At 74.0% G+C, this 15,987-nt stretch carries 12 protein-coding genes, 3 pseudogenes and 1 riboswitch; of the genes and pseudogenes, 6 read left to right on the top strand and 9 right to left on the bottom strand.

Annotated elements, in window-relative coordinates; translation table 11 throughout:
- Positions 1-58: 58 nt before the first annotated feature.
- Both QQK22_RS12330 and QQK22_RS12325 read right to left on the bottom strand, forming a co-directional pair.
- Positions 59-1,369: an MFS transporter gene (locus QQK22_RS12330; RefSeq protein ID WP_284251219.1), complete on the bottom strand. Its 1,311-nt coding sequence runs from the start codon at positions 1,367-1,369 to the stop codon at positions 59-61.
- A 10-nt stretch (positions 1,370-1,379) separates the two neighbouring features.
- Positions 1,380-2,069: a Crp/Fnr family transcriptional regulator gene (locus QQK22_RS12325; RefSeq protein WP_284251218.1), complete on the bottom strand. Its 690-nt coding sequence runs from the start codon at positions 2,067-2,069 to the stop codon at positions 1,380-1,382.
- Positions 2,070-2,228: 159 nt separating this feature from the next.
- On the opposite strand from QQK22_RS12325, the gene QQK22_RS12320 reads away from it, so the two are divergent.
- Positions 2,229-3,806, top strand: a complete 1,578-nt coding sequence (locus QQK22_RS12320; RefSeq protein ID WP_284251217.1) for a DUF7059 domain-containing protein — start codon at positions 2,229-2,231, stop codon at positions 3,804-3,806.
- 108 nt (positions 3,807-3,914) lie between these two features.
- On the opposite strand, the gene QQK22_RS12315 is transcribed toward QQK22_RS12320, so the two are convergent.
- The 7 genes and pseudogenes from QQK22_RS12315 to QQK22_RS12290 all read right to left on the bottom strand — a co-directional run.
- The gene (locus QQK22_RS12315; protein ID WP_284251216.1) at positions 3,915-4,214 is read right to left on the bottom strand and encodes a hypothetical protein; all 300 of its coding nucleotides are present in this window, start codon (positions 4,212-4,214) and stop codon (positions 3,915-3,917) included.
- 21 nt (positions 4,215-4,235) lie between these two features.
- Positions 4,236-4,385, bottom strand: a complete 150-nt coding sequence (locus QQK22_RS12310) for a hypothetical protein (RefSeq protein ID WP_284251215.1) — start codon at positions 4,383-4,385, stop codon at positions 4,236-4,238.
- A gap of 62 nt (positions 4,386-4,447) precedes the next feature.
- Positions 4,448-4,804, bottom strand: a pseudogene (locus QQK22_RS19520) (type IV toxin-antitoxin system AbiEi family antitoxin domain-containing protein); the annotation flags it as partial.
- 45 nt (positions 4,805-4,849) lie between these two features.
- Entirely contained in the window at positions 4,850-5,326 is a 477-nt protein-coding gene (locus QQK22_RS12305) for an SRPBCC family protein (RefSeq protein WP_284251214.1), read from the bottom strand.
- Positions 5,327-5,430: 104 nt separating this feature from the next.
- Positions 5,431-8,312: pseudogene (gcvP, locus tag QQK22_RS12300) on the bottom strand (aminomethyl-transferring glycine dehydrogenase).
- A gap of 2 nt (positions 8,313-8,314) precedes the next feature.
- Positions 8,315-9,553, bottom strand: coding sequence for a glycine cleavage system aminomethyltransferase GcvT (gcvT, locus tag QQK22_RS12295; protein WP_431310157.1), 1,239 nt, complete (start codon positions 9,551-9,553; stop codon positions 8,315-8,317).
- A 172-nt stretch (positions 9,554-9,725) separates the two neighbouring features.
- A riboswitch (glycine riboswitch) is annotated at positions 9,726-9,836 on the bottom strand.
- A gap of 151 nt (positions 9,837-9,987) precedes the next feature.
- Positions 9,988-10,272, bottom strand: a pseudogene (locus QQK22_RS12290) (DUF898 family protein); the annotation flags it as partial.
- A gap of 327 nt (positions 10,273-10,599) precedes the next feature.
- Between QQK22_RS12290 and QQK22_RS12285 the strand changes: the two are divergent.
- The 5 genes from QQK22_RS12285 (at position 10,600) to QQK22_RS12265 (ending at position 15,983) form a co-directional block, all read left to right on the top strand.
- Positions 10,600-11,106 carry a helix-turn-helix domain-containing protein gene (locus QQK22_RS12285; RefSeq protein WP_284251213.1) on the top strand — a complete coding sequence of 169 codons (507 nt, stop codon included), beginning with the start codon at positions 10,600-10,602 and terminating at the stop codon, positions 11,104-11,106.
- Complete coding sequence (locus tag QQK22_RS12280; protein ID WP_284251212.1) at positions 11,106-11,675, top strand: PIN domain-containing protein; 570 nt, start codon at positions 11,106-11,108, stop codon at positions 11,673-11,675. The genes QQK22_RS12285 and QQK22_RS12280 overlap by 1 nt, the downstream gene beginning before the upstream one ends.
- A gap of 651 nt (positions 11,676-12,326) precedes the next feature.
- Positions 12,327-13,736 (top strand): MFS transporter, encoded by a 1,410-nt coding sequence (locus QQK22_RS12275; protein ID WP_284251210.1) that lies wholly within the window; start codon positions 12,327-12,329, stop codon positions 13,734-13,736.
- A gap of 13 nt (positions 13,737-13,749) precedes the next feature.
- Complete coding sequence (locus QQK22_RS12270; RefSeq protein ID WP_284251209.1) at positions 13,750-15,192, top strand: M20/M25/M40 family metallo-hydrolase; 1,443 nt, start codon at positions 13,750-13,752, stop codon at positions 15,190-15,192.
- A complete protein-coding gene (locus tag QQK22_RS12265; protein ID WP_284251208.1) occupies positions 15,192-15,983 on the top strand; it encodes a MerR family transcriptional regulator in 792 nt (263 codons plus the stop codon). The genes QQK22_RS12270 and QQK22_RS12265 overlap by 1 nt, the downstream gene beginning before the upstream one ends.
- Positions 15,984-15,987: the final 4 nt, after the last annotated feature.

Raw genomic sequence — 15,987 nt, 5'->3', positions numbered from 1 at the left:
AACCTAGGCAGACGTCTCCGATCGGTCGATGGGGAGAGGTCCCCACCCCGCGGGGGCCTCAGCGCGTGGCGTCCTCGTGCTGCGCCCGCAGCGGGAGGAAGGCCGCCAGGCCGAGGACCAGCACGACGACGATCCCGAGGATCCCCGCCTTCTGCGTGTCCCCGACGGCGATCGCCACGGTGAAGGCGAACGGTGCCAGGAAGCTCACGGCACGGCCCGTGGTCGCGTACAGACCGAAGTTCTCGTTCTCGCGCCCGGGCGGCGTCATCCGGGCGAGCATCGAGCGCGAGGCGGACTGCACCGGGCCGACGCACACCGAGATCACGACGGCGCACACCCAGAACGCGGCCTGCGACGTCGTGAGGAAGACCGCCGTGCAGGTGACGACGAGCACCGCCAACCCGGCGACGATCACCACGCGCGGCCCGAGGCGGTCGTCGGCCCGACCCAGCGCCCAGGTGGAGATGCCGGCCACGAGGTTGGCGGCGATGCCGAGGTAGATGACCTCCTCCTCGCTGAAGAAGAACGAGCCGGCGGCGATGATGCCGGCGAAGGCGAACACGGCCCCCAGCCCGTCGCGGAAGATCGCCGAGGCGACGAAGAAGTGCAGCAGCGAGCGCTGGTGCCGCCAGAGGTCGACGATGCGCCGCAGGATGTCGCGGTAGGCCCCGACGACGGAGAACTTCTCGGTGCCCGCCGCCGGTGCGGTATTCGGCCCCATGATCAGCAGCGGCAGGCAGAAGACGGCGGTCCACGCCGCACTCAGCAGGGCGACGGGCTGGATCGCGGGGGAGTCGCGGCCGAGGACGAACAGGAACAGGCACGCCACGAGTGCGACGAGCCCGCCCAGGTACCCCAGCCCCCAGCCCATGCCGGAGACGCGCCCGAACGTCGAGGGGGTCGCGATCTGCAGCAGCATCCCGTTGTAGAAGACCGTCGCGATCTCCGAGATGACGCTCGCGACCGCGAGCATGATGACGGCGAACGTCAGGTAGCTCGGGTCGGGCTCGGCCCAGAACAGGGACGCCATCGCGAGCACGAGGCCGAGGGTGGAGATCCCCAGCAACCGACGGCGCCTGCCGTAGCGGTCCGCCAGCACGCCCATCAGCGGGCAGACCAGGGCGATGATCACGCCGGCCCAGGTCTGCGCGCCGGAGAGCGCCGCGGTCCCGGTCGCCTCGTCGGCGGCCACGCCCGTGGTGATGTAGACGGAGAAGACGAAGGTCAGCATCACCGTGTTGAACGTCTGCTGCCCCCAGTCCCACAGGCCCCACGCGAACAGGACCCGGCGCGGCGCCGTCGTGCTCGCGTGCCCCGCAGGGAGGGGAAACCCGGGCTGCGGGGGAATGTGTACGCCGTCGTGATCCACGTGGGCGACCCTAGGCTCCCGGCTCCGCCGCTGCCAGCTGCGCCGCCACCCGCCGCACGATGCGGCTCATCCCGACCTCGGTGACGCCGAGGTGCGCGGCGAGCTCGCGCTGGCTGATCCGCTCCACGAGGTCGGGACGGCGGGCGCGGATCGACCGGTAGCGCTCCTCGGGCGAGGTGAGGTGCATCTCGGGCACGGCGGCGGTGATCCGCACGATCGACGTCGCCAGCACGGTCGAGAGCAGGATCGACCACGCGTGGTGTCGCTCCGCCAGTGCCTCCACGGTCGTGGTCGTGGCGCGCAGCACGGTGGTCGGCTCGATCGCGACGAGGGAGTACGGGCTGCCCTCGGGGCGCAGCCGCGGATCGGCGCGCTGGTGCGGGACGATGCGAGCCGCGACGCGGGCGTAGGACGCCATCCCGAGCCCGGTCCAGCAGGTGGCGAACTCGTTCTCGCCGATGAGCGCGACCGTCCGGCCGATCCGACCGTCGCTGACCTGGAGCTTCAACATGCCTCGGACGACGTGGTAGGCGAACGGGTGGTGCGTGTGCGAGGGGACGAGCACCTCACCCCGCTCGACCGTCACCAGCTCGGTCCCGCGCGCGAACTGCTCCCAGTCGGGCAGCACGCGGCCGATGTAGGTCTCGAGCACGGCGCGCGTGCTCACGAGCCGGTGCTCGAGCTGCGTGTTGGCGGGCATGCCACCACCTCTCTGCCGGCGGCCCGGATCGGGGCGGCTGCGGCACCGCGGCCCGGCCAGGATACGAGCGCGGTCGCGGCCGTGTGCGGGTGGGTTCCGTGCCTGTGGACGGGCGGCGTGCCGGTCCCGGCCGGGCCCGCCGCTGCCTAGGGTTGAGGGGTGAGTGACCCGATCCCCGCCGAGCCTGCCCCCGCTGCTCCCCGCGCGGAACCCGCCGACCTCGACCTCCTCCGCTCCGACCTCACCGCCGCCGACTACACGCTCGACGGCGTGCGCGCGGTCATCGGGGACGTCGCGGCCGGCGCCCTGGAGCGCGAGGAGGCGTGGCCGGCCCGGCGGGCCACGGCCGATCTGCACACCCCCGCCGCCGTCCTGCTCCGGCTCTTCCAGCTGGGCGAGGACGTCGCGAGGGCCGATCTCGACGGCGCGCTCGCCGGGCTCGGCACAGCCGGGGCCGAACGGCTCGGGCTCGTGACCACCGCCGGTGCCGGCGGCGGGGACGCCGTGCGTGCACGCTGCGACCTCACGCCGCACGCGTTCGTGGACGCGGCGGGCGAGGCCCAGTGGTGGATCGCGTCGGACCGCAGCGAGCTCGCGCGTCGCGGCGCGATCGGCGAGGACCATGTCCTCGGCGTCGGCGGCGCCTCCCGCACCCTCGCCCAGATCACGGTGCGCGACCCGCGCGAGCGCGTGCTCGACGTCGGGACGGGGTGCGGGATCCAGGCCCTGCACGCGGCGCAGCACGCCCGCGCGGTGGTGGGCACCGACGTCGACCCGCGCGCGCTGGCGTTCGCGCGCTTCAACGCGGGCCTCGCGGGGGCGGACCTCGACCTGCGCGAGGGGTCGATGCTGGACCCGGTGCGCGGGGAGACCTTCGACCTGGTGGTCTCGAACCCGCCGTTCGTCATCACGCCGCGCGGGCCCGGCGGGCAGGTGGGGGACTTCACGTACCGCGACGGCGGGCAGGTGGGCGACGACGTCGTGCGCTCGCTCGTGACGACGGTGGGCCAGGTGCTGGCGCCGGGCGGTGTGGCCCAGCTGCTCGGCAACTGGGAGCACCGGCGCGGCGAGGCGTGGCGCGAGCGGGTGGGGGAGTGGCTCGCGGAGGCCGGGCTCGACGGCTGGGTGGTGCAGCGCGAGGTCCAGGACCCGGCGGAGTACGCCGAGCTGTGGCTGCGCGACGGCGGGCTCACCCCCGACCGCGACCGGGCGCGCTACGAGGCCGCCTACGGCGCGTGGCTGGACGACCTCGCCTCGCGCGACGTCGAGGGCGTCGGGTTCGGGTTCGTGACCCTGCGGCGGCCCGCCGGGGCCGGGGCGGAGGTGAGTCCGTGGCGGCGGGTGGAGGAGATCACCGGGACGGTGGCCCAGCCGCTGGGTGGGGCGATCGCGGGGGTGCTGCGCGCCGTCGACCTCCTGCGGGACCTCACGCCGGAGGCGCTGCTGGAGCGGCGCTGGCAGGTGGCGCCCGACGTCAGCGACGAGCGGTTCTTCACGCCGGGCGAGGCGTCGCCGCGGGTGATGCTGCTGCGTGCCGGCGGCGGTTTCGGGCGCACGGTGCGGGCGGAGACGGGGCTCGCGGCGTTCGTCGGGGCGTGCGACGGCGAGCTGACCGGGGCGCAGATCGTGGCGGCCCTCGGGGCGCTGCTCGAGGTGGACGCGACGGCGCTCGCGGCCGAGCTGGAGCCGCAGCTACGCGGCCTCGTCACCGACGGCCTCCTGCTCCCCGCCCCCTGACTCCGCGAGACAGAAACGCGAGAGACTTTGGGGCACCCGCGAGAGACTTCGGGACACCAGCGAGAGAGTTCCGGAGACTCGCGGGGACGTCCCCGGCCCTGCAGCGGCTCACCACGTCCGGGGCCGGACTCGCACGCTCATGAGGTCGCCGAGCTCCCGCTCGAACGAGTCGTCCGTCCCGAAGATGCGCTCCCGCGTCCCGATGACGAACGCCCACCCGAGCTCGTGCGCGATCTGGCCTCGTCTGCCGCCGTCGTGCGCGACGTCGCCCTCGTCCGAGTGGAACTCCCGGCCGTCGTACTCCGCTGCGACCTTGCGCTCCACGAATGCCGAGTCCAGCCAGTAGTTCCGGCCCCGGTGCACGATGTGGTGCGCGATCGCGGGCCGCGGCAGGCCGGCGTCGAGCATCCGGCAGCCCATCCACGACTCTCAATGCGACTCGCGCCTGCCGTCGACGTGTGGTGCGAGCTCCTGCGCCTGCCTGGTGCCCGGCAGACGTCGTAGAGGGAGGACGAACTCGGCCACCTGGAGGGGGTCGACGACGTCGGCGCGGACCAGCGCGTCGGCGGCCGCCAGCACAGCCGGAGGAGGTCCGAGGCCGTCCGGAGCGGTGATGTGACGGCGACGCCGTCGAGCTCGACGACGTCGGGGTCCGGGAGGACAGTCTGTCGGGAGTGGGCGCGGTCGGGGCTGGGCCGGGTGCGTCCGTGCGGGACGACGCACATCGGCCGCAGGTCGTGGCGCTGCCCGGGCGGGTGGGTGTCTGCGCCGTAGACCCAGGCCGCCGTGTGGTCGGAGGCGGCTGCGCCGTCGGGAATCACCAGCGCGAGCGCGGCGAGCCGTGTCTCCCGCGTGTCGGGAGCGCCGCCGTCGACCGCCACTCCGCGGAACACTCGCCGCAGACCGCCGGTGCGGATGGCGTGACGCACGTCGGTGTCGCTCAGGCCGAACGTCGTGGCGTCACGGATGCGGAACGGGCGGCCGTCGTTGATGGACATGCCGCGAGGATCGCGTAGATCGGCACGTCGGCGCGTCCTTCGCCGTCAACCTGTGGACAACGGTGGTCGGGGCCGCTCGGCCGCCTCGACGAGAAGGTCGGCACGACGGCGCAGCAGCCACCGCAGGTACGGCACCAGGACGACTCGCTCGGAGAGCGCTGCGAGGAGCGGCGAGGCCAGGGTGACCTCGTCGATCATGAGTGTGCCCGCCGTCGTCGGGACGAACGTGTGGACGTGGGCGAAGGCGCGGAACGGGCCGCGCACCTGTCGATCGGTGAAGGTGCGCGGCTCGTCCCAGCCTTCGGTCTCGACGCGTGAGGTCATGCGCCAGCGAACGCCGAGGTGCCACGCGCGCCACGTGACCGTGTCACCCGGGCCCAGGCGCCCCCGCGTCACACCGCCCACCGCCGTCTCGCGCGAGCCGGGAGTGGAAGCGATGTGGGCGTCGACGTCGAGCGAGAGCTGGAACAGCACCGAGGGTGCGGCAGTCGAGCTGGTACGAAGCGTGAACGACGAGGGCACGACGGGAGCGTGCCACAGTCTTCTCGGGCGGCGGGGCCCGGCCACGGGAAGTCTCTCGCAGGCGTCCGAAAGTCTCCCGCGGACGTCCCGAAGTCTCTCGCGTACTAGGCGAAGGCCTCCGGGGGTGGGCAGGCGCACGCCAGGTTGCGGTCGCCCCACGCCTGGTCGATGCGGCGCACCGCCGGCCAGTACTTGTGCCGGATCAGGCCCGGCACCGGGTAGACCGCCACCTCGCGCGAGTACGGGTGGCTCCACTCGCCCTCGATCACCGAGCGGGCCGTGTGCGGCGCGTTCGCCAGCGGGTTGTCCCCGGCCGGCCACTCACCCGCGGCCACGGCGTCGGCCTCCGCCCGGATCGCCAGCATCGCCTCGACGAACCGGTCGATCTCGCCCAGGTCCTCCGACTCCGTCGGCTCCACCATCAGCGTCCCCGCCACGGGGAAGCTCATCGTGGGGGAGTGGAAGCCGTAGTCCACGAGGCGCTTGGCGACGTCGTCGACCGTGATCCCCGTGGCGGCCTTCAGCGGGCGGATGTCGAGGATGCACTCGTGGGCGACCAGCCCGCCGTCTCCCGTGTAGAGCACCGGGAACGCCTCGCGCAGCCGCGCCGCGACGTAGTTCGCCGACAGCACGGCGGCCGCCGTCGCCTCGCGCAGCCCCTCGCTGCCCATCATCCGCACGTACGCCCACGTGATCGGCAGGATCGAGGCCGAGCCGTACGGCGCCGCCGAGACCGGGTTCGCGAGCGGGTCGCGCCCGCCCGCGCCGGGCAGGAACTCCGCCAGGTGCGCCTTGGCCGCCACCGGCCCGACGCCGGGGCCACCACCGCCGTGCGGGATGCAGAAGGTCTTGTGCAGGTTCAGGTGGCTGACGTCGCCGCCGACGTCCCCGAACCGCCCGTAGCCAACCAGCGCGTTGAGGTTCGCGCCGTCGATGTAGACCTGGCCGCCGGCGTCGTGCACCGCGTCCGTGATCGCGACGATCTCGTGCTCGTAGACCCCGTGCGTGGAGGGGTAGGTGATCATCAGCGCGGCGAGCTCGGCGGAGTTCGCCTCGATCTTCGCGCGCAGGTCGGCGACGTCGACGTTGCCCGCCGCGTCGCACGCCACGACCACCACGCGCATGCCCGCGAGCACCGCCGAGGCCGCGTTGGTCCCGTGCGCCGAGGCGGGGATGAGACAGACATCCCTGTGGACGTCTCCTCTGGAGCGGTGGTAGCCACGGATCGCCAGCAGCCCGGCCAGCTCGCCCTGCGACCCGGCGTTCGGCTGCAGCGAGACCGTGTCGTAGCCCGTGATGTCGGCCAGCCACGTCTCGAGGTCGCCGATCATCGAGAGGTACCCCTCGGCGTCACCCTCCGGCGCGAACGGGTGGAGGTTCGCGAACTCGGGCCACGTCACGGCCGCCATCTCGGTGGCCGCGTTCAGCTTCATCGTGCACGAGCCGAGCGGGATCATGCCGCGGTCGAGCGCGTAGTCGAGGTCGGCGAGGCGCTTGAGGTAGCGCATCATCGCGGTCTCGGAGTGGTAGCTGTGGAACGTCGGGTGGGTGAGGAAGTCCGACGTGCGCTCGAGGGTGGCGGGGAGCACGGGGGCGGTGTGACCGTCCAGCAGCCCGATCGAGTGCTCCTCGGCACCAGAGAGGAAGTACGCGATCTCGACGGCGTTGTGCGCCGTGGTGGTCTCGTCGACGCTCACCTGCAGCGTCTCGCCGTTGACCAGGTGCGGCGTGTAGCCGGCCTCGCGCAGGCGTGCGAACGCGGCCTCGGCGTCGAGCCCGGTGACCCGCACGGTGTCGAAGAACGCGTCGTGCACGACGGTCAGCCCCAGGTCCCGGAGTTGGCTTGCCACCAGGTCGGCCCTGCCGTGCACCTGCTGCGCGATCCGCCGCAGCCCCACCGGCCCGTGGTAGACCGCATACATCGACGCCATCACGGCCAGCAGCACCTGTGCGGTGCAGATGTTTGACGTCGCCTTCTCGCGGCGGATGTGCTGCTCGCGCGTCTGGAGCGCGAGCCGGTAGCCGGGGTTGCCGTCGGCGTCCTGCGACACGCCTACGAGGCGCCCGGGCAGCTGCCGCTCGAGCCCCTTGCGCACGGCCATGTAGCCCGCGTGCGGCCCGCCGAAGCCCATCGGGACGCCGAAGCGCTGCGAGGTCCCGACGGCGATGTCCGCGCCGAGCTCGCCCGGCGCCTTCGCGAGGGTGAGGGCCAGGAGGTCGGCGGCGACGACGGCGAGCGCCCCCGCGCCCTCACCGCGGCGATGACCTCGCTCGGGTCCCAGACGAGTCCGGACGCGCCCGGGTACTGCACGAACGCCCCGAAGACCTCGCCCTCGGGGAGCTGCGCGACGGCGTCGGCCGCCCCGTCCGCCGCGAGGTCGATCGTCTCGAGCTGGATGCCCAGGGCCTCGGCGCGGTGCGCGAGGAGGCGCTGGGTCTGGGGGAGGGCATCGGCGTCGACCAGGAAGACCGTGCCCTTGACCTTGGACGCGCGCCGCGCCAGCAGCATCGCCTCGACCACGGCGGTGCCCTCGTCGAGCATCGACGCGTTCGCGATGTCGAGGCCCGTGAGGTCGGTGATCATCGTCTGGTAGTTGATGAGCGCCTCGAGCCGGCCCTGACTGATCTCCGGCTGGTACGGCGTGTACGCCGTGTACCAGGACGGGTTCTCGAGCACGTTGCGCTGGATCACGCTCGGCGTGTGGGTGCCGTAGTAGCCCAGGCCGATGAGCGAGGTGGTCACGGTGTTGCGCGAGGCGAGATCGCGCAGCTCGGCGAGGGTCTCGGCCTCGGAGGCCGGTGCCGGAAGGACGTCCGTCTCGCCGTCGTCCTCGCCGTCACGCGCGGCCGCGAAGGAGTCGGCGACGGCGGGCGGGATCGCCGCGCGCATCAGCGACGCGATGCTCTCGTGGCCGGTGGCCGCGAGCATCGCGGCGGAGTCGGCGTCGGTCAGACCGATGTGGCGGTCGACGAAGGGAGTGGTCATCGTCAGGACTCCTCGCTGCGGCGGTAGAACGGCAGGGCGACGACCTCGCCCGTGATGGCGGTACCGCGGACGTCGACGGCGAGCGCCGTGCCGATCGCCGCGAGGTGCGGGGCCACGTACGCCATCGCGATCGGGTGGCCGAGCGTGGGGGACAGGACGCCGGAGGTGACGGTGCCCGCGGGCTCGCCGTCGGGCGTCACGACGGCGTAGCCGGCGCGGCCCGCGCGCCGACCGGGCAGCGCGAGCCCGACGAGCACGGGGGCGTCCGCCGTCGGGCCCGCGAGGGTCGCCTCGCGCCCCACGAAGGACTCCTTCGCCGTCACGACGACGCGGCCGAGCCCCGCCTGCGCCGGGAGCGTGTCCAGCGTGAGCTCGTGGCCGTACAGCGGCATCCCGGCCTCGAGTCGCAGCGTGTCCCGGCTCGCGAGGCCCGCGAGCACCAGGCCGTGGGGCTGCCCGACGGCGAGCAGCGCCTTCCACAGGGCGGTCGCGCGCTCGGGGGCGATCGAGATCTCGAAGCCGTCCTCGCCGGTGTAGCCGGTCCGGCTCAGGGTGACGGCGCCGCCGTCGAACGTGCCGGGGGCGGTGCGGTAGTAGCGGAGCGTGGCGAGGTCGACGCCGGCGCTCGCGTCCAGCGCCAGGCGCCCGGCGGCCTCGAGGTCGCCCAGGATCGCCTGCGCGCGCGGGCCCTGCACCGCGACGAGCGCGCGCCCCGTGTCGGCGACGGTGACGTCGAAGGTGCCCTGCGCCGTCGTGATCCGCTCGGTGAGGGCCGCGACGACGGGGCCGGCGTTGGCGGCGTTGGCGACGACGAGGAAGTCGGTGGGGGCGCCTTCCGGCGCGGTGGTGTGCGTGTTCGTGACGATGAGGTCGTCGACGATGCCGCCGGAGGGCGTGAGCATCATCGTGTAGCGGCTCTGGAGCGGCGCGAGGGCGCTGAGGCGGCCGGCGAGGGCGTGGTCGAGGAAGGCCGCGGCGTCCGGGCCGACGACGGCGATCTGCGCCATGTGCGAGATGTCGAACAGGCCCGCGGTGGTGCGGACGGCGACGTGCTCGGCGACGTCGGAGGTGTACTTCACCGGCATCGACCAGCCCGCGAACGGCACCATCGTGGCGCCGGCGGCGACGTGGGCCGCGTGGAGCGGGGTCTGCAGGAGTGGAACCGGGGGGTGCGCGGGGGCGGCGACGGGCATGGGCGCCGCTGCGGGTGCGGGCGGGACGGGCACTGACGGGTCGGTCATGGAGTCCTCTTCGGAGCACGGTCGATAGGGCCGGGCGGGGACTCCCCCTCTGTCACGGGTGCCTGAGAGATTCACCGCGGCGACCCGCGCTGGCGCGGTCCGGGCGGCTTTCACCGTGGGCGAGCGCCTCCGGCGTCGGCGGGCGACGGCGTGGCGCTGCTTTCCAGAGTGGCCTCGCCGTGCGGTACGGGTACCTGAGAGGTTGGCGGGGAGTGCTTGCTCCTTCGGTGCCGGCACGGCCGCGGCGGTGCGCCTCGGCTGCCGACTCTCCCGCACGGTGATGGGGCCGGGTGTTCAGTTGGGTGTGCTGGTGGTGCTGGTCTCGCGGGTCCTGCTGCCGTCGAGCCTACCGGCCCGTGCTCGCCCGCGGCAGCCCACCGCGCCGAGCTGTGGCGTTCGTGAGCACGGCTACGGTCAGCCGACCGGTCGAACTCCTGGTGCTGGACGACCCAGGCGGTCATCCGGGGGTACACCCAGAAGGAGTAGATGCCGATCGTGATCAGGGTCAGAAGCCACCACTTGATCCACTGGCCGAAAAGGCTCGGCGCCGTCCCGGTGAAGCGCAGGCGGCGCCCGTCGAGGAAGGTGTGCTTGGTGTGCCACCGCTGGAGGATCACGACGGCCCACGGGAGGCAGATGCCCAGGGTCAGGATGGTGGCGAGAGCCGCGGCGAGGCTCGCGCCGAAGTACGTGGCCGCACCGCCGTCGAACCGGTACATCGGCACGCCGAGCGGGATCTGGATGGTCTGGTGCCCCGAGGTGACGGGCGCAGGGGTGACGGGCGCAGGGGTGACGGGCGCAGAGTGGGGCACGGGTGACGTCACGGGTGTTCCTCGGCGGTGGGGCGACGGATGGGCGGCGGACCCAGTGGTCGTCGAGCCGTTGCGCAACGTAGCGCGACTCTGCCGATCTCACGCGGCGAGCGGGTGTGGGCGGCTCCCGCAGAGATCTCGAGCTGCGATGGTCGTCGACGTTCCAGTGCCGGTGCGGCGAGCTGCGCCTCGAGCGCTCTTGCGTTTCTTTCGTTTCAGTACGACGATGGCGCTATGGCCACCCCTCCTGCCAGTGTTCGGCGACCCCACCACGACACGGTCTTCCCTCCGCGTGATGCCGCTTCGCTCGATCCGATCGCCGATCTGCTCCAGCAGTCGCAGCCGGCGCGCCTCGTCGGGCCGGCGGGGGAGGGTGTCGAGGTCCCCGCCGACGTCTACGAGGTGCTCGTCGACGTCGTCGACGCTCTTCGGCGCGGTGACGCGGTGACGGTGGCGCCGGTCTCGGTCCGCCTGACCACCAGCCAGGCGGCCGAGATGCTGGGAGTCTCGCGCCCGACGCTGGTCAAGCTGCTGGAGGACGGGGAGTTACCGTACGAGCGTCCGCGGAAGCATCGTCTCGTGCGGCTCGACGATGTGCTCGCCTACCGGGAGCGGCGTTCGCGCCACCGGCGCGAGCTCCTCGGCGAGATCGCTCGTCAGGCCGTGGTCGACGGCTTGTACGAGGTCGACCGCGAGGCCTATGACGAGGCGCTTCGAGCCGTGAGGCGTCGCGAGGTCTGATGTTCGCCGCCTTCCTCGACGCCTGTGCGCTGGTCCCAGCGTCACTCGCCGACACTCTGCTCGGTGCGGCTGAGCGTGGGCTCTTCCGGCCGCTGTGGTCGAACGAGGTCCTCGACGAGGCGGAGCGTGCCGTGATGCGCGTGCACCCCGACCTGGCGCCGTCACGGGTGCGGCGGCGGTTCCGTGTAATGGGGGAAGCATTCCCGGACGCCGGCGTCACCGGGTACGAGGCGATGACGTCCGGGCTCGAACTTCCCGACCCGGACGACCGCCACGTGGCGGCCGCGGCGGCGATGGGGCGTGCCGACGTTCTCGTCACGTTCAATGTCCGGGACTTCCCGACGGCCGCCATGCCCGAGGGCGTCGAGGTGGTCCACCCGGACGACTTCCTCCTTGCACAGGTCGATCTGTACGAGGTGGAGTGCATCGATCTCGTGCGCCAGCAGGCCGCGGCGATGCGACATCCACCGATGGACGTCCACGACGTTCTGATCAGCCTGGGCCGCGCGGGCGTCCCCGGATTTGCTCGTGCCGTGAGTCCATTGCTCGACAGCCGCGGAGGCTCGTAGGTCGTCAGGTGTCCGAGAACGAGGGCTCCGTCGTCGTGCACCTCCGCGACCTCGGCGGGGAGGCGCCGCCGAGGTCGCGGTGCCGCGCCGGGGTGCGTCGGGTGACGTGCGCCCGTCGGGCGACCGGCTGCTGAGTCGTACGCGGGGTCGTCGGGCGTATCGATCTCCTGGCCGTTCAGCCCGCAGAGTACGACGACGGCGAGGCAGCCGAGCCGTTCGTTGCCGTCGACGAGCGGGTCGTCGCGTACGAGACCCACGTCGGGGGGCGCGACCAGGTCGTGCCGATCCTCGCTGCCGAGGTGGGTCGTCACGATCCGAGCCGGTCGAGCAGGTCGACCGTGCAGGTGGTTGGACCCGGGTGCGTTGCGCCGAGTTCGGGCTTTCGCGCCGAGTTCGGCGAGGGCGGCCCCGAACTCGGTGAGTGGGTGCCGTGAGTGGCGGTGCGGGACCGGCGGGACGGGGGAGTGGCGGGGTGACGGGGCCGCGTACCGCGCTGGGCGCGCGGCGCGGGGGCCGTGGTGCCAGGATCGGCGGCATGGCCGCACCGCACCGCCGCGCACCCGGCACCACCCGCGCCCCCGAACCTCCCGCGCCACCCGGATCGCGGGCGGCGTCGTCGGCGCGCTCGTCGTCGTCGAGATCACCTCGGGCGTGCTGCAGGGCTACTACACGCCCCTGTTCACCGATGTCGCGCGCCGCCTGACGATCACCGACGCCGACGTCAACTGGCTCGAGGCGCTCCAGCTCCTCGTCTCCGCGCTCGTGGTGCCGGTGCTCGCGCGGCTCGGCGACCTCCTCGGCCACCGGCGCGTGCTGCTCGCCAGCCTCGTGGTGACGGCGGTCGCCTCCTGGGCGGTCGCGCTCGCCCCCACCTTCGCGACGTTCCTGGTCGCGTGGGCGCTGCAGGGGTTCTACGTCGCGTGGCTGCCGCTCAACGTCGCGATCATCTACGGCCGCGCCCGCCGCCTCGCCGCCACCGACCCGAGCGCCGACGTCCCGGCCACCACGCGCCGCGCGACAGGCGTCATCGTCGTCGCGCTCCAGGCCGGCGCGATCGGTGGCGCGCTGGTGGCCGGCCAGCTCGGCACGCTGCTCGCCGACCGCCTCACGATCGTGCTCGCCGTGCCCGCGCTGCTCGTGACGGCGGCCCTCGCCGTCGTGTGGCGCCTGGTCCCGGCCGACGTCCCCGCCACCCACGACGGCGAACGCGACCGCCACCCCACGATCGACGTGCGCGGCGCCGTCGTGCTCTCGCTCGCGCTCCTGGCGGTCACCGGCGGCCTCAGCCTCGTCCGCCTCGACGGCGTCACGATCTGGGTCGGCCTCCTCGTCGCCGTCGGGCTCGCGCTCGGTGCGATCTTCGTCCGGCTCGAGCAGCGCACCGCCGCCCCGCTCATCGACATCGCGCTCGTGCGCCGCCCGACGCTCTGGCCCGTCTTCCTCACCGCGGGCCTGTTCGGCGTCAGCGTGCTCGGCGCGCAGGGGCCGCTGTCCACGTTCGCGCGCACCGATCCGGCCGTGCACGGGCACGGGCTCGGCCTGACGTCGGCGACCGCGTCCTACCTCATCGGTGCCTACGTGCTCAGCCTGCTCGTCGGGGCCGCCCTGTTCTCGCGGCTGTCGACCGCGCTGACGCCGCGGCTCGTGCTGATCGGCGCGTCCGCACTGGTGGCCACCGGCTACCTCGCGCTCATCGGCCTGCACGGCTCCGCGGTGTCGGTGGCCTCGTGCATGGTGGTCGCGGGTCTCGGCTCGGGGGCGCTGGTGGCGGCGCTGCCCGCGGCCGCGGCGGCAGCCGCCCCCGCCTCGAGCACCGGCATGGCCACCGGCCTGACCAACACCACGAAGACGGTGGGCGGGTCGTTCGCCAGCTCGGTCTTCGCGCTCGCGCTCGCCGGCGGCGCGTCCTCGCCCGCGGCCGACGGCGTCACGGCCGCGCCCCTGAGCGGCTACGTCACGGTCTGGGCGATCTGCGGCGGGACGGCGGTGCTCGCGCTGATCGCCCTCCTGACCGTGCCGCGGGTCGCGTTCACGTCCGTGCCTGCCGACGCGGTCGCCTGAGAGGCTGGAGCCCATGAGCGCCGACGACGCCGCACGAGCCCGCCACCTGGCGCAGCGCCTCGCGCGCATGGTCCGCATCCCCACGATCACGCCCGACGGCGGTCCGCTCGGCCCGCAGGACGCCCGCGTCTTCGCGGAGCTCCGCGCGCTGCTCGCCGAGCTCTACCCGCGCACGTGGGCCGCGGCGGAGGTCGACGTCGTCGGGCGCGCCGGTCTGCTCCTGCGCGTCCCGGGCGGCGCGAGCGCGGCAAGGGGCGCGACGGCGCTCGGCCCGGTCGTGCTCATGGCGCACCAGGACGTCGTCCCCGCGCCGCGCGAGGGCTGGGCCGACGCCGGCTGGTCGCACGACCCGTTCGTCGGCGCGATCACGGGCGGCACAGGTGACACGGACGACCTCACCGTCCACGGCCGCGGCACGCTGGACGACAAGGGCGCCCTGCTCGTCACGCTGGAGGCGGTCGAGGACCTCCTCGCGGCCGGCTGGCGCCCGGACGCCGACCTCTGGATCCTGCTCGGCGCGGACGAGGAGCGCGACGGGCCGTCCGCGGCGGCCGCCGTCGACCTCCTGCGCTCGCGCGGCGTGCGTCCCGCGCTCGTGATCGACGAGGGCGGCGCCGTCGTGACCGGTGCGTTCCCCGGGCTGCGGCGCCCGATGGCGGCCGTCGGCGTCGCGGAGAAGGGTGTGGTGACGCTCGAGGTCGTGGTCGACGGCGATCCCCGCCGCGCCGCGCACGCCTCCACGCCCCCGCGCCGCGGCGTCGTCGCCGCCCTCGGCCGCGCGCTGGAGGCGCTCGAGCGCCGGCCGCACCCCGCCGTCGTCGACGACGTGACCGTGGCGATGTTCGACGCCGTCGCACCCCACGTGCCCGCCCCGCTCGGGGCCCTGCTGCGCCGCGCGGGCACGCTGCGCACGGCGCTGGCGCGCGTGCTGCCGCTGCTCGGCGGCGAGATCGCCGCGATGGTGCGCACCACGACGACGCCGACCGTGCTGCGCGGGTCCGCGGCCCCGAACGTGATCGCGGCGCGCGCGAGCGCCGTCGTGAACATGCGCGTCGCGACCTCCTCGAGCGTGGCGGAGGCGACGGCGCACGTCGAGCGGGTGGTGCGTCGCGCCGTCGGGAGGGGTGGGCCCGGTGGGCACGGCGGCCCGACGGCGAGCGTGCGCGTGCTGGAGGCGAGCGAGCCGACGCCCGCCTCGCCCCTCGACGACGAGCGCTGGGCCCTGGTGAGCGATGCGGTGACGCACGCCTACCCGGACGCCGTCGTGGCGCCCTACACGATGCTCGCCGTGAGCGACGCGCGCCACGTGGCCCGGATCGCCGACGCGATCTACCGCTTCTCACCGCTGCGGATGACGGCGGCGCAGCGGGCCTCGATCCACGGTGTCGACGAGCAGGTGGCCGCGTCCAGCCTGGTGGCGGGCGTGCGCTTCTACACCCGCCTGCTGCAGGGCTGATGACGCAGGACGGGCGCACGGTCGGCCACGTGGCCGCCGATCTGGGCGTGAGCGTGCGGACGCTGCACCACTGGGACGAGCTCGGTGTGGTCCGGCCGTCCGAGCGCACCGCGGGCGGCTACCGCACCTACCTGCCGGCCGACGTCGCGCGCGCCCGGCGCGTGCTGCTGCTGCGGGACCTCGGCGTCCCGCTGGCGGACGTCCCCGCCCTCCTGGCGGCCGACGCCCGGGTGCGCCGGTCCGAGCTGGTGCGACGGCGCGAGGCGACGCTCGCGCGGATCGCGCGGCTGCAGGAGGTGGTCGACGCCGTCGACACCCTCCTCGCGGCCGACGAGCGCGGCATCCTCCTGTCCGCCGAGGACACCACCGCGGTGTTCGGCCCCGGGTGGGACCCCGCGTGGTCGGGCGCGGCGCGCGAGCGCTGGGGCGACAGCGCGCAGTGGGCGGAGTACGCCGAGCGGTCGGCGGGCCGGGACGCCCAGGCGTGGCGCGCCGTCGTGGACGCGACGCGGGAGGTCCTCGCGGACATGGCGCGGGCGCGCACCGACGGCGTCGGGCCGACCGACGCGCGGGCGGTCGCGCTCGCCGAGCGGCACCGCGAGGCGATGGGGGAGTTCTTCCACGTCACGCCGTCGATGCACGTGCTGATGGCACGGATGTACGTGGCGGAGCCGGGGTGGTCGGTGACGTTCGAGGAGGTCCAGGAGGGGCTGACGGCGTGGCTGCGCGACGCCGTCGAGGCCGCCGCCCGCGCGCGGGGCCTCGACCCCGACGCGGCGACGTGGGGGTAGCACC

This window comes from Litorihabitans aurantiacus (assembly GCF_030161595.1).
GTDB classification, from domain to species: domain Bacteria; phylum Actinomycetota; class Actinomycetes; order Actinomycetales; family Beutenbergiaceae; genus Litorihabitans; species Litorihabitans aurantiacus.
Note: the sequence above shows the minus strand (reverse complement) of the source record. Positions and strands in the feature narration are given on the sequence as shown.

What these genes read in the sequence shown, in the direction of transcription:
- QQK22_RS12325 (WP_284251218.1), bottom strand. Translation starts at nt 2,069, where the DNA reads ATGCCCGCCAACACGCAGCTCGAGCACCGGCTCGTGAGCACGCGCGCC.
- QQK22_RS12315 (WP_284251216.1), bottom strand. Translation starts at nt 4,214, where the DNA reads ATGCTCGACGCCGGCCTGCCGCGGCCCGCGATCGCGCACCACATCGTG.
- gcvT (WP_431310157.1), bottom strand. Translation starts at nt 9,553, where the DNA reads ATGACCGACCCGTCAGTGCCCGTCCCGCCCGCACCCGCAGCGGCGCCC.
- QQK22_RS12285 (WP_284251213.1), top strand. Translation starts at nt 10,600, where the DNA reads ATGGCCACCCCTCCTGCCAGTGTTCGGCGACCCCACCACGACACGGTC.
- QQK22_RS12280 (WP_284251212.1), top strand. Translation starts at nt 11,106, where the DNA reads ATGTTCGCCGCCTTCCTCGACGCCTGTGCGCTGGTCCCAGCGTCACTC.
- QQK22_RS12270 (WP_284251209.1), top strand. Translation starts at nt 13,750, where the DNA reads ATGAGCGCCGACGACGCCGCACGAGCCCGCCACCTGGCGCAGCGCCTC.
- QQK22_RS12265 (WP_284251208.1), top strand. Translation starts at nt 15,192, where the DNA reads ATGACGCAGGACGGGCGCACGGTCGGCCACGTGGCCGCCGATCTGGGC.